Origin of the sequence: Allobosea sp. R86505 (assembly GCF_042466375.1) — a bacterium.
Classification (GTDB): Bacteria; Pseudomonadota; Alphaproteobacteria; order Rhizobiales; family Beijerinckiaceae; genus Allobosea.
In genome coordinates this window covers 1,522,041-1,534,526 of record NZ_JAXHPY010000001.1, presented here as the reverse complement: position 1 = coordinate 1,534,526, position 12,486 = coordinate 1,522,041, and the positions used below count along the sequence as shown (strand labels likewise).

The window sequence follows — 12,486 nt, the reverse complement described above, 5'->3', positions numbered from 1 at the left end:
GCGAAGGATCGTCGGATGCGGAACCAAGACCGTCATCCTGGGCGGCCGCAGGCCGTCCCGGGATCCATCATAGAGCGCGACAGGGCCCTGTGATGGACCCCGGCCTGCGCCGCTCCGCGGCTGGTCCAGGATGACGGGGTCCGTTGCGACCGGTGCCCAGGCTGACCTCAGACCATCTCGAACCGGATGTCCTGCGCGCCCTCCCAGAGCGTCTTGCGGCCGAGCGTGTAGAGGTTCTCCAGCCCCGAGGTCAGGGTGATGAAGTGGTTGCCGGCGAGTTGGCCCATCTTGCTGGCGAAATGCACGCCGCCATAGGCGAGCAGGATCTCGGTCTCGCTGATGCCGCCCGGATAGAGGATGATCTGGCCCGGCGCCGGATAGCTGGTGTGGTTCTCGTAGCCGACGCCGAAATCGAGATCGCCGAGCGGCATCCAGACGCCCTCACCGCTCCAGCGCACATGCACGATCTTGCTGGTGAACGGCATGTGCCGGAGGAAGGCGGCGCAGGTCTTGGGCGCGTTCTCGAGTTCGAGCTTGGCTTCGAAGGTGAAGGGGCCGGCGGTGACGATGAGCTGGGACATGCGGGTTGCGCCTCTGAGATGGATGCCGTTACCGCCGGGAAACGCCCTCCGAGGCCGCGCCGCGAGACGGTAGAATAAGATTATTTGTGAAATGATCTTATCCCGATTACCCTAGCATAAGGAGGTGCGCCATGGCGACAATGACGATTTCCTTGCCCGATCCGATGAAGGAATGGATCGAGGCCCAGATCAAGCAGGGCGAATACGCCAGCACCAGCGACTATGTCCGCGACCTCGTCAGGCGCGATCGCGAGCGACGCGCCCACCCCGAGCTGACCCTGGCCGATCTCCAGCGCATCGTCGCGGAATCGCGCGCCAGCGGCACCAGCGACAAGACCCTGCCGGACATTCTGGCGCAGGCGAAACGCGCGGCGGGGGGCAAGGCCGGCCGCCATGGCTGAGTTTGCGCTGACCAAGCGCGCCGAAGCCGATCTTTACGACCTCGCCCTGTTCGGCCTGGAGCGGTTCGGAGAACGGCAGGTCGAGGCTTACCTAGCCGAATTCGACCATGTCTTTCGGCTTCTGGCGAACCAACCTCGCATGGGCCGTAAGGCAGAGGCGATCGCGCCGGGCGTTCGCCGTCACGAACATCGCTCGCACGTCATCCTCGATGAAGAGGCGGCATCGGGAGTCCGGATTCTGGCGGTCGTCCACGTGAAGAGCGTACGAAGGCTGTCCCTGTAGCGGACCGGCAGCCGCTACGAGAACGCCGCCTTCAGGTCGAGCGTCCCGACGGTGCCGATCGCCTCGTAATTGCGCTTCAGCCAGCGCCTGGCCGCAGCACGGCCGATGTCGCGCAGGCGCAGCAGGAAATCCCAGTCGGCATTGAGGCGCGAGGAGGAGGTCATCTCCGCCAGCGGCGGGCCACCGTCGATGCGGTGCATCAGCACGCGCTTGTACTCGTTCTTGTCGAGCTTGCCGCCATCGACCAGCCGGTTGACGAAGTCGATCGCGCGCAGTTCGCGCAGCAGCGAGGCGTTGAAGGTGATCTCGTTCAGCCGGTCCTGGATGTCGCGTGCCTTGGTCGGCAGCTCCTTGCGCAGCAGCGGATTGATCTGCACCAGCAGGATGTCGTCGCCGGCCGCCTCGTAGAACAGCGGGAACAGCGCCGGGTTGCCCATATAGCCGCCGTCCCAATAGGCCTCCTTGCCGATCTCGACCGCCTGGAACACCATCGGCAGGCAGGCAGACGCCATCAGATGGTCGGCCGTCAGCTCCGGCCCGTTGAACAGCTTGATCTTGCCGCTGCGGACATTGGTGGCGGCGATGAACAGCTTGACCTGCGTGCAGGCGCGGACCTTGTCGAAATCGATCAGGTCCGCGATGACCCCGCGCAGCGGATTGATGTTGAGCGGATTGATGTCGTAGGGGCTCGCCACCTTCGAGAACATCTCGAACCAGATCATGCCCGGCGGCACGCCGTTGGAGCCGCCCCAGGCGCCCAGCATCGTGTCGATCAGCGAGCGCTCCGAGCCGCCATATTTCCCGTCGACGCTGATCGCCCGCCAGAACGCCTCGAGCTTCGTCCGCGCTCCCTCGGGGCCGCCTTCGATCCAGCCTTCCGCCAGCACGACCGCGTTCATCGCCCCCGCGCTGGTGCCCGACAGCGCCTCGATGGCGAGCCGCCCGTCTTCCAGGATCGCGTCGAGCACGCCCCAGGTGAAGGCGCCATGCGCGCCTCCGCCCTGCAAGGCGAACGAGATCGACTTCTGCGCCTTCGGGCCGGCGAGCCCGAGAACGGGAGAAGCCGCCTTCTTGCGCCCGGTCACGCCGCGGTCCAGCCGCCATCCATCGGCAGCGTCGTGCCGGTAATGGACTTGGCCGCATCGGTGCAGAGGAAGACGGCGAGCGCCGCGACCTGCTCGACCGTGACGAACTCCTTCGTCGGCTGCGCCGTCAGCAGCACGTCGTTGATGACCTGCTCCTTGGTCAGCCCGCGGGCCTTCATCGTGTCGGGAATCTGCTTCTCGACCAGCGGCGTCCAGACATAGCCCGGTGCGATCGCGTTGACCGTGATGCCCTTGGTCGCGACCTCGAGCGCGACCGTCTTGGTGAAGCCGGCGATGCCGTGCTTGGCGGCGACATAGGCGCTCTTGAAGGGCGAGGCGACGAAGGCATGCGCCGAGGCGGTGTTGATGATCCGGCCCCAGCCCTTCGCCTTCATCTTCGGCAGCGCGGCGCGGGTGGTGTGGAAGGCCGAGGACAGGTTGATCGCGATGATCTGGTCCCATTTCGCCAGCGGGAACTCGTCGACCGGCGCGACATGCTGGATGCCGGCATTGTTGACGAGGATGTCGACCGCCCCGAACTCGGCCTCAGCCTGGGCGATGAAGCCGGCGATCTCCTCGGGCCTGATCATGTCGGCGGCCGAGAACAGCACCTTGACGCCGAACTCGCTGGCCAGTTCGGAGCGTAGCTTTTCGGCCTCGTCGGCCGGCAGGATGCCGTTGATGACGAGATGGGCCCCTTCCTTGGCGAGCGCCCTCGCATAGGCGAGGCCGATGCCCGAGGTCGAACCGGTGATGGCGGCCGCGCGGTCTTTGAGAAACATCGGCGTCAAGGCTCCTGACAATCGCTTCGAAAATGCTTAGGTTCGGGCCGGACAGGGCAGCGCCGCCGAGGCGCGACCGCCCGCACAGGAACGCGCTCACGTTGCCCGATGACCCTTCGCAACGCAACATGACCAAGATGCAGCCGCACGCCCACAGCCATGGCGACCATGCCCATGCCTCCCATGAGGACGGTGGATGCCGCCACGCCCATGATCACCGCGCCCATGCGGCCGAAGCGCTGGAACGGGCGGAGCGTATCTGCCGCGAGCGCGGCCTGCGTCTGACCCCGATCCGTGCCAAGGCGTTGCAGGCACTCCATGCCGATCACCGCCCCGTCGGCGCCTATGATCTCGCCGACCGGATCTCGCCCGCCGGCGGGCGCCGTCTCGCGCCGATCTCGATCTACCGCGCACTGGATTTCCTCGTCGAGCAGGGCTTCGTCCACCGGCTCTCCTCGCGCAATGCCTATGTCGCCTGCCTTCACGGCCATGGCGCCGGGGACGTCGTCGCCTTCCTGATCTGCGAGGCCTGCGGCGGCGTCGACGAGGATTCCTCGCCTGCGATGAAGCAGGCCGTCGCCGCCATCGCCCAGTCGCGTCAGTTCGCGCCCTCACATCAGGTCGTCGAGATCGTCGGGCGCTGCGAGCATTGCCGGAACCTGCAGTCATGAGCGGAACGCGCGAGACGGAGCACGGCCGATGAACGAGCGGGCCCTTCCCTGCCTGGGCGCCGAGCATTCGGGGCCGCAGCCACGCCATCTCACCGTGCCCGTGCGCGTCGGCAATGTGCTGGTCGGCGGCGGCTCGCCGATCGTCGTCCAGTCGATGACCAACACCGACACCGCCGACATCGACGGGACGGTGGCGCAGGTCGCCGCACTCGCCCGGCAGGGCTCGGAACTCGTCCGCATCACCGTCGACCGCGACGAGGCGGCGGCCGCCGTGCCGAAGATCCGCGAGCGGCTCGACCGCGTCGGCATCGACGTGCCGCTGATCGGCGACTTCCACTATATCGGCCACAAGCTGCTGGCCGAACATCCGGCCTGCGCGCAGGCCCTGGCGAAGTACCGCATCAACCCCGGCAATGTCGGCTTCAAGGACAAGAAGGACCGCCAGTTCGGCCAGATCGTCGAACTCGCGATCAAGCACGGCAAGGCTGTCCGCATCGGCGCCAACTGGGGCTCGCTCGACCAGGAACTGCTGACCGCGCTGATGGACGAGAACGCGCTTCAGCCGCGCCCGCTCGACGCCCGTGCGATCATGCGCGAGGCGATGGTGCAATCGGCCCTGCTCTCCGCCGTGCGGGCGGAGGAGATCGGGCTGGGCAAGGACAAGATCATCCTCTCCGCCAAGGTCTCCGGCGTGCAGGACCTGATCACCGTCTACCGCATGCTGGCGCAGCGCTCCGACTACGCCATTCATCTGGGCCTGACCGAGGCCGGCATGGGCTCAAAGGGCATCGTCGCCTCCTCGGCGGCGCTCGGCATCCTCCTGCAGGAGGGGATCGGCGACACGATCCGCTTCTCGCTCACGCCCGAGCCCGGCGGCGATCGCACCCTCGAGGTCAAGGCGGCGCAGGAACTGCTCCAGACCATGGGCTTCCGCGCCTTCGTGCCGCAGGTCGCCGCATGCCCCGGCTGCGGGCGCACCACCTCGACGGTCTTCCAGGAACTCGCCCGCGACATCCAGGACTGGATCGCCGCGTCCATGCCGGAGTGGAAGACGCGCTATCCCGGCATCGAGGCTCTGAACGTTGCGGTGATGGGCTGCATCGTCAACGGCCCGGGCGAATCGAAGCACGCCGATATCGGCATCTCCCTGCCCGGCACCGGCGAGGAGCCGACCGCACCCGTCTTCGTCGACGGCAAGAAGGTCAAGACGCTGCGCGGCCCCCGCATCGCCGAGGACTTCAAGACGATGGTCGAGGATTACGTCACGCAACGCTACGGCCGGCGTGTCGATGCGGCGGAATGACGCCGCGGCAGGACGGCGGCCCTGCGCCGAATGCATGACAGTACCTTTGCGTGATCACGGCATCGTGCTAGAGGCCCCGGCCTTTCGCTGCAGCGCAGCGCTCGCGGAGATCCCCGATGGGGCATGACCAGACGAATCCTTCATCCCCCCAGGGGGAGGATTCCCGTTTCGGCCTGGACAACGGACACAACGGACAGCACGGGCCGTCCAAGCACAGCCATGGCAGTTATGCCGCGCTGGCGCTGGGTGCGCTCGGCGTCGTCTATGGCGACATCGGCACGAGCCCGCTCTACGCGCTGCGCGAAACCGTCCTGGCCGCCACCGGCGCGGCCTCGGGCGGCCATGGCGGCGCCTCCGACATCGTGCTGGCGGCCCCGATCCCGCGCGAGGTCATCATCGGCGTGCTGTCGCTGATCCTGTGGTCACTCGTGGTCGTGGTGACGCTGAAATACGTCGTCCTGCTTCTCAGCGCCGACAACAACGGCGAGGGCGGAACGCTCACCCTCGTCGCCCTGGCGCAGCGCGCGCTCGGGCGCATGCGCGGCGGCGTCGTGCTCTTCCTCGGCATGGCCGGGGCAGCCCTGTTCTACGGCGATGCCGTCATCACCCCCGCGATCTCGGTCCTTTCGGCTGTGGAGGGCATCAAGCTCGTCACGCCGGCGCTGAACGACTATGTCGTGATGATCGCGTCGGGCATCCTCATTGCGCTGTTCCTGGTCCAGAGCCGCGGCACCGCCAAGGTCGCGAATTTCTTCGGGCCGATCATGATGGTCTGGTTCCTGACCCTGGCGGGCCTGGGCATCTACCACATCGCCGACGATGTCGGCGTCTTCGCCTCGATCAACCCCTATTGGGGCTTCCGCTTCTTCTACGACCATCCCGGCGTCTCGCTGGCCGTGCTCGGCTCGGTCTGTCTGGCGGTGACCGGGGCGGAGGCGCTCTATGCCGACATGGGCCATTTCGGCCGCGGGCCGATCCGCAGCGCCTGGATCTGGATGGTGTTTCCGGCGCTCTGGCTGAACTATCTCGGCCAGGGCGCGCTGATCCTCTCCGACCCGACCGCGATCGACAACCCGTTCTACAAGCTTGCCCCTCCCGGCCTGATCCTGCCGCTCGTGATCATGGCAACGATCGCCACCATCATCGCCAGCCAGGCCGTGATCACCGGCGCCTTCTCGCTGACCCGCCAGGCGATCCAGCTCGGCCTGCTGCCGCGCCTCGAGATCCGCCATACATCCGAGACCACCTCCGGGCAGATCTACATCCCGCGCATCAACGTCATGCTGCTGGCCGTCGTGCTGATGCTGGTCTGGACCTTCCAGACCTCGTCGAACCTGTCGCATGCCTACGGCATCTCGGTCTTCGGCGCGATGATGGTCGATTCGCTGCTGGCCTTCATCGTGATCTGGAAAGGCTGGCGCTGGTCGCTCGCCGCCACGCTCGCCGTGGTAACGCCCTTCCTCATCATCGACATCGCCTTTTTCTCGGCCAACATGCTGAAGCTCTTCAGCGGCGGCTATGTCCCGGTGCTGCTGGCGATCGCGCTGATCATCCTGATGTGGACCTGGGTGCGCGGCACCAAGATCCTCTTCGACAAGACCCGCAAGACCGACGTACCGCTGCTCGAGCTCGTCGGCATGCTCTCCAAGAGCCCACCCTACCGGGTCAAGGGCATGGCCGTCTTCCTGACCAGCGACCCCGAAACCGCGCCCGCCTCGCTGCTGCACAACCTCAAGCACAACAAGGTGCTGCACGAGCGCAACGTCATCCTGACCGTGCGCTCGGCCGACACGCCGCGTGTCGCCGAGGAGGAGCGCGTGCGCCTCTCCCGCATCACCGACGATTTCTGGCGGGTCGACCTGGTCTACGGCTACATGGAGAGCCCCAACGTGCCAAAGGGGCTGGCCGTGCTGCGCAAGCAGGGCTTCAAGTTCGACATCATGTCGACCTCGTTCTTCCTCTCGCGCCGCTCGATCAAGGCCTCGCCGCAATCGGGCATGCCGGTCTGGCAGGACAATCTCTACATCTCGCTGACCAAGAGCGCGACGGACGCCACGAGCTTCTTCCAGATCCCGACCGGTCGCGTCGTCGAGGTGGGGACGCAGGTCACGGTGTGACAGCTCGCCGTCATTGCGAGCGTAGCGAAGCAATCCAGAGCGGCAGCGCTCGACGTCCCCTGGAATGCTTCGCTACGCTCGCAGTGACGGCCTAAAGTCAATCGATCCGCGCCGCGGTCCCCGGCACCTTCCGCACCCGCTCGCGATAGAGCAGGTAGAGCCCGGACGCGATCACGATCGTGGCGCCGGCGAAGGTCCAGCCATCCGGGAACTGCCCGAAGACGACCCAGCCCAGCAGCACCATCCAGACGATCTGCGAATAGATGAAGGGCGCAAGCACGGTCGCCGGGGCCAGCCGGTGCGCCAGGATCAGCAGCCAGTGGCCGAAGCCGCCGAGCAGCCCGGTCCCCAGCAGGATCGCCCAGGCGAGCGGCGTCTGCGGCATCGTCCAGACGAAGGGAATCACCGGCAGCATGACCAGTGTCCCGGCGACGCCGGAATAGACCATCGTCGTCTCGGGCGGATCATAGGCCGCGAGCTGGCGCGTCGCGAGCGCATAGAAGCTGTAGCAGATGCAGCCGAAGACGCTGAGGATCGCGGCCGGATGCATGCCGCCGAAGCCCGGCCGCGTGATCACCAGCACGCCGAGGAAGCCGACCGCGATCGCCGCCATGCGGCGCGGCCCCGGCCATTCGCCCAGCAGGGGGCCCGCCACCAGCGCCACCAGCAGCGGCCCCGCGAACATGATCGAGACGGCCTCCGCGAGCTGGAGATACTTGATCGCGATGAAGTTCAGGACCGTCGAGCCCAGCAGCAGCAGCGACCGCACGCCCTGCAGCACCGGCCGCTTGGTCCGCAGCACCCCCGGCCGGCTCCACGGGTTCAGCAGCATCAGAACCAGGACCATACTGCCGGCATAGCGCGCGAACACCACCTGCAGCGGGTCCATATGCGCCGAAAGCCATTTCGCGCTGGCGTCGAGCAGGGCGAAGAACAGCACCGCGCCGCAGATCAGCCCGATGGCGATCAGCCGCGAGCGGCGGGTTTCGGGGAGGTGGGTGGAGGCGGCGGGCAATAGGGGTCCCGTCATGCGCGGCGAGAATGGCTGCGCCAGAGTGGACCGATTTGCGCCGGTGGGCCAGCGGCCCCGCGCATGCGCTCCATGCGCCGCCCGGGTTGAGGCGCCCCGGCCGCGCGCGCCGGCTCAGGCGTCGCTGTCGGCCTCGTCGCCATCCGCCTCGGCGTCGTCCACGTCGACACCGGCCTTGGAGAGGCCCTTGGCGGCCTTGCGCAGCAGCCGCCGCAGCTGCTTCCGCTCCTTGCCGTCGAGCCGGTCAAGCAGTTCCTCCTCGACCTGCGTCCAGACCGCATCCAGCGCCTGCGCCGTCTTGTGGCCGCTCTCGGTGAGGGCGACCTGCACGAGACGCCCGTCGCGGCCGCCGCCCTCGCGCGTCACCAGCCCCTGCAGCGACAGTCGGCCGATGGTCTTGGAGACGGTCGGCGGCTTGACCCTGAGCAGCGTCGCCAGTTCGCCCATCGTCATCGGCGCCGGCTGCAGCGCCTTCAGCGCCTGCTCCTGACCCGGGAAGAGGCCCAGCGCATTGAGTCGTTCGCCCATGCGGGCGCGGTGCAGGCGCGCGGTGACGAGCAAGGCCCGGCCGACGCTCTTTTCGAGTGCCTTGGTCATCTCGCGCGATCCCCAGCTCAACCTTAGTCTCGATCCTTATGCGGATCAGGAAGTCGCTTCGCCGGCTGCCTGTTCGCGCGCCAAGATGACAGCGTGATGACACTCACTGGCGTGCTGTCACAGAGAGCGCATGCGCTCGGACACTTTGGCGCGGAAGGCCGCCCGGCTCTCGGGCGTCGCCCGGTTCATGTCGTAATGGGCGAGATAGCGCGGCCGCGCGGTCGGATGGCAGACCGCCCGCAGCACCCGGCACACCGCCTTGCGCGGCGGGTCGCCCATCAGAAAAGCGCGCCAGCGCGTGCCGCCATAGGTGGTGACGGCGACGAGCTTGCGGATGGTCCAGAGATTGGGCCGGACCTTGCCGTCGACCAGCTTGAACGAGATGCCCGGCAGGAAGACGCGGTCGAAGAAGCCCTTCAGGATCGCCGGATAGCCGAAATTCCAGACCGGGAAGCACAGCACCAACGCCTCGGCCGCCTGCACCCGGGCGACATAGCCGGCGACGGGATCGGTGTTCGTGGCGAGGTCGTGATAGCCGACGCGCTCCGCCCGGCTCAGCACCGGATCGAAGCCCTCCGCATAGAGATCGCAGTCGTCGACCTCGTGCCCGGCCGCCATCAGGGCCTCGACCACCGCCGCATGCAGGGCTGCGCCGTAGCTCTCCGGGTTGGGATGGGCATAGAGGACGAGCACGCGCATTCTTAGCCGACCCCGGCTTCGGACAGGCTGCGAAACAGGAAGGTGCCGCCCGCCTTGTAGTCGTAGGACGGATCCTCCCAGGCGATCATCTTGCCCGGGTTGAGCAGGCCCTGCGGGTCCGCCTCGCGCTTGAAGGCGAGCTGCGCCTCGTCGGTCTGCTTCATGCCGCCCTCCTCCAGCGTGTAGCGGTGCGGATTGAAGATCGGCGCGCCCATCTCCTCATGGATGGCCATGATCTCCTCCAGCCGCTCCTCCGTGGTGAAGCGCACCAGCGGCAGGCCGAAGCAGGTGACCTTGCCGTCGAAGCGGACGAATTCGAGATGGCAGATCACCTCGTCCCCGAAGCGGGCGTGGATGGCCTCGACCAGCTCGACCTGGTTGGGGAAGGGATAGAGCACCTGCAGATAGGTGATCGCGGGATCGACCCGCAGCGCCCGCAGCGTGGTGTGGTTCCAGCCCAGCTCGTAAGCCGGCGGCAGGCCCTTCGCCTCCTCCGGCGACAGCCTGTCCGAGCGCAGCAGCAGTTCCGCCCCCTTGAAGCGCCGCGCATAGGCCGCGAGCGACTCGACCGCGAAATCGGCGACCATGACGATGACGAGATGGCTGTCGCGCGGCAGGAACTTGCGGTGGCGCAGGAAATAGTCATGCGGCGCGGGAGCTGCGACGACACAGAGGTTCTTCAGCGCCAGCCCGTCCTGCTCGCCGAGGCTGTTGGCGAACTCCGTCGCCGCGCGCAGGGTGGGAAAGCCGAGGATCGCGTCGACCCACTCATAGGCCGGCCCGAGCGGCATCTCGACCTGGGTGATGATGCCGTTGGTGCCATAGGCATGGGCGACCTTGTGCAGGTCCTCGCCCTGGAGTTCGAGGATGCGCGGGCTTGCCTCCATCGTCGCGACCCGCAGGCGGATGATGTTGCCCCAGTCGCGAAGGCCGCCCCATTTGATCGAGCCGACACCGCCCGAGCCGCCGGCGATGAAGCCGCCGATCGAGGCCGTCTGGTAGGTCGAGGGGTGCAGCCTGAGCTCCTGCCGCGAATGGGCCCGCGTCTGCTCGTCGATCCGGGCCATGATCGCGCCGGGCTCGGCGACATAGCGGCCGGGCGCGATGTCGAGCACCTTGTCGAAGCCCGAGAGATCGAGCAGCACGCCGCCCGAGAGCGGCATGGCCTGGCCGTAATTGCCGGTCCCCGTGCCGCGCGGCGTCACGGGGATGCCGAGTGCGTGGCAGGCGGCGAGCACCTCCAGAACCTGCGCCTCGCTGGTCGGCGAGACCACGAGGTCTGCGGTGACATGGTCGAGCTGGCGCTTCAGCACCGGCGAGTACCAGAAGAAATCGCGGCTCTTCTGCTTCACCAGCGCCGGATTGTCCTCGCTGCGGATCGAGCCGAGGCGGGCCTTGAGCGCGGCGATGTCGTAGCGGGTGGTCATGGCTCTCGGGTTTCCCAGGTTGGCTCGACCCCTTCGATCCCCTCAGCCGTCATCCCGGCGCAAGCGCAGCGAAGCGCCGGGATCCATCGAAGGGCGATGCGCTCGACGATGGATCCCGGGCCGGCCTTCGGCCGCCCAGGATGACGTCGAGGTTGGGTCGACGGTTTGGACGTCACGACCGCACGCCCATCAGGTGGTCCAGTTCGCGATGATCCGGCAGCGTCGTGTCGATCGCGCGGCCGGCAACCAGCACCGTGCGGTTGGATTGCGGCCGGGCGAAGAACTCGGTCCAGTCGCGCGCCCGGGTCAGGATCAGGTCGGCCGGGCCGCCTGGCGACAGCACGCCCGTGCCCTCCAGCCCCAGGATGGAAGCCGGCGTCCGCGCCACCGCACTGGCCCAGTCGGTTCCGGCATGGTCGAGCTGGAGGATTCGGGTGCCCTCGCGCAGCACTTCGATCAGGTCGAGATCGCCATAGGCGTAGAACGGGTCGCGGGTGTTGTCGGACGCGATCATCACCGGCACGCCGGCCGCCTTCAGCTCGTGCAGCGCGGTGACGCCGCGCCAGCGCGGGGTGCGGCCGGGCGTCCTGTCCTGCAGATACATGTTGCACATCGGCAGCGAGACCACCGCGATGCCGGCCTCCCTGACCTTGGCGATGATGCGCGCCTCGGCCTCGGGCTCCTGCAGCGCCAGCGAGCAGCAATGCCCGGCCAGGATTTTGCCCGTGAAGCGATGCCGGATCGCCGCGTCCGCAATGTGCTCCAGCGAGCGCGCGTCGGGGTCATTGGTCTCGTCGACATGGAAATCGAGGTCGAAGCCATTCTCGATCGCGGTCCGGAAGATCACGTCCAGCGCGGCGTCGAGTTCGGGGATCATGTAGCTGACGCAGCCGAACAGGCGGTCGCCATGCGCCTTCACCGCCGCGACCACATCGCGGATATGGCCTTCGTCGAGCGCGAACTGGATGCCGAACAGGGGCGAGCCCTGGACCGCGATGCGCCCCGCCCATTCCGCCCGCAGATCCGCCAGCACCGGCCAGGAAAGGCCGATCTGCTTCCCCAGCGAATCGATATGCGTCCGCACGGCGGCGGTGCCATGCGCGAAGGCGCAGCGCAGGCCGAACGCCATCCGCGCGCGGACATCGGTGGCCGACCAATTCGCCTCGCGGTCGGCCATGACGCTGTTCAGCGCGCCCATGAAGCTGCCATCGGGATTGCGCCGGCGCGGCCAGATATGCCCTTTGTCGAGATGGACATGGCAATCGACCAGGCGCGGCAGCACGATGCCGCCGTCGAGATCGAACACGGGACCCTCGCTCAGTCCCTCCGTGCCCGCCGGCAGGATCGAGGCGATCAGGCCGTCCTCGACCGCGAGATCGACCAGCGCCAGCCCGTCGCGGTCGGCGGCGAGCCCACCGGCCTCGACGAGGCAGAGCGGCAGACCGGCCCTTGTCAGGCGATAGGACGAAGCAGGCGGCACAGCGGCGAAACCGGTACTCACGGGGACAGC

At 67.5% G+C, this 12,486-nt stretch carries 13 protein-coding genes; 5 read left to right on the top strand and 8 right to left on the bottom strand.

Annotated features, from left to right (window positions below):
• Positions 1-167: 167 nt before the first annotated feature.
• Positions 168-581 (bottom strand): DUF3830 family protein, encoded by a 414-nt coding sequence (locus SJY11_RS07330; RefSeq protein WP_066726067.1) that lies wholly within the window; start codon positions 579-581, stop codon positions 168-170.
• Positions 582-712: 131 nt separating this feature from the next.
• Here SJY11_RS07330 and SJY11_RS07325 point away from each other — a divergent pair, with 131 nt between their 5' ends.
• Together SJY11_RS07325 and SJY11_RS07320 are read left to right on the top strand one after the other, a co-directional pair.
• Positions 713-982 carry a type II toxin-antitoxin system ParD family antitoxin gene (locus SJY11_RS07325; protein WP_326905703.1) on the top strand — a complete coding sequence of 90 codons (270 nt, stop codon included), beginning with the start codon at positions 713-715 and terminating at the stop codon, positions 980-982.
• Positions 975-1,265, top strand: a complete 291-nt coding sequence (locus SJY11_RS07320; protein ID WP_376985951.1) for a type II toxin-antitoxin system RelE/ParE family toxin — start codon at positions 975-977, stop codon at positions 1,263-1,265. Before SJY11_RS07325 ends, SJY11_RS07320 begins: the two co-directional genes overlap by 8 nt.
• 14 nt (positions 1,266-1,279) lie before the next feature.
• On the opposite strand, the gene SJY11_RS07315 is transcribed toward SJY11_RS07320, so the two are convergent.
• Complete coding sequence (locus SJY11_RS07315) at positions 1,280-2,350, bottom strand: patatin-like phospholipase family protein (RefSeq protein ID WP_376985950.1); 1,071 nt, start codon at positions 2,348-2,350, stop codon at positions 1,280-1,282.
• Entirely contained in the window at positions 2,347-3,132 is a 786-nt protein-coding gene (locus SJY11_RS07310; protein WP_376985949.1) for a 3-hydroxybutyrate dehydrogenase, read from the bottom strand. The genes SJY11_RS07315 and SJY11_RS07310 overlap by 4 nt, the downstream gene beginning before the upstream one ends.
• A gap of 128 nt (positions 3,133-3,260) precedes the next feature.
• On the opposite strand from SJY11_RS07310, the gene SJY11_RS07305 reads away from it, so the two are divergent.
• The 3 genes from SJY11_RS07305 (at position 3,261) to SJY11_RS07295 (ending at position 7,223) form a co-directional block, all read left to right on the top strand.
• Positions 3,261-3,803, top strand: coding sequence for a Fur family transcriptional regulator (locus tag SJY11_RS07305; protein WP_376985948.1), 543 nt, complete (start codon positions 3,261-3,263; stop codon positions 3,801-3,803).
• Positions 3,804-3,831: 28 nt separating this feature from the next.
• On the top strand, positions 3,832-5,106 hold the full coding sequence (gene ispG, locus SJY11_RS07300; RefSeq protein ID WP_376985947.1) for a flavodoxin-dependent (E)-4-hydroxy-3-methylbut-2-enyl-diphosphate synthase: 1,275 nt from the start codon (positions 3,832-3,834) through the stop codon (positions 5,104-5,106).
• Positions 5,107-5,222: 116 nt separating this feature from the next.
• Entirely contained in the window at positions 5,223-7,223 is a 2,001-nt protein-coding gene (locus SJY11_RS07295; protein WP_376985946.1) for a potassium transporter Kup, read from the top strand.
• Positions 7,224-7,320: 97 nt separating this feature from the next.
• On the opposite strand, the gene SJY11_RS07290 is transcribed toward SJY11_RS07295, so the two are convergent.
• From SJY11_RS07290 to SJY11_RS07270, 5 genes are all read right to left on the bottom strand, one after another.
• Positions 7,321-8,238 carry a DMT family transporter gene (locus SJY11_RS07290; RefSeq protein ID WP_376985945.1) on the bottom strand — a complete coding sequence of 306 codons (918 nt, stop codon included), beginning with the start codon at positions 8,236-8,238 and terminating at the stop codon, positions 7,321-7,323.
• Positions 8,239-8,367: 129 nt separating this feature from the next.
• Positions 8,368-8,850, bottom strand: coding sequence for a MarR family winged helix-turn-helix transcriptional regulator (locus SJY11_RS07285; RefSeq protein WP_376985944.1), 483 nt, complete (start codon positions 8,848-8,850; stop codon positions 8,368-8,370).
• 117 nt (positions 8,851-8,967) lie between these two features.
• Positions 8,968-9,549: an NAD(P)H-dependent oxidoreductase gene (locus tag SJY11_RS07280; RefSeq protein ID WP_376985943.1), complete on the bottom strand. Its 582-nt coding sequence runs from the start codon at positions 9,547-9,549 to the stop codon at positions 8,968-8,970.
• A gap of 2 nt (positions 9,550-9,551) precedes the next feature.
• Complete coding sequence (locus SJY11_RS07275; protein WP_376985942.1) at positions 9,552-10,976, bottom strand: FAD-binding oxidoreductase; 1,425 nt, start codon at positions 10,974-10,976, stop codon at positions 9,552-9,554.
• A 172-nt stretch (positions 10,977-11,148) separates the two neighbouring features.
• Positions 11,149-12,477, bottom strand: coding sequence for a cytosine deaminase (locus SJY11_RS07270; RefSeq protein WP_376985941.1), 1,329 nt, complete (start codon positions 12,475-12,477; stop codon positions 11,149-11,151).
• Positions 12,478-12,486 lie beyond the last annotated feature (9 nt).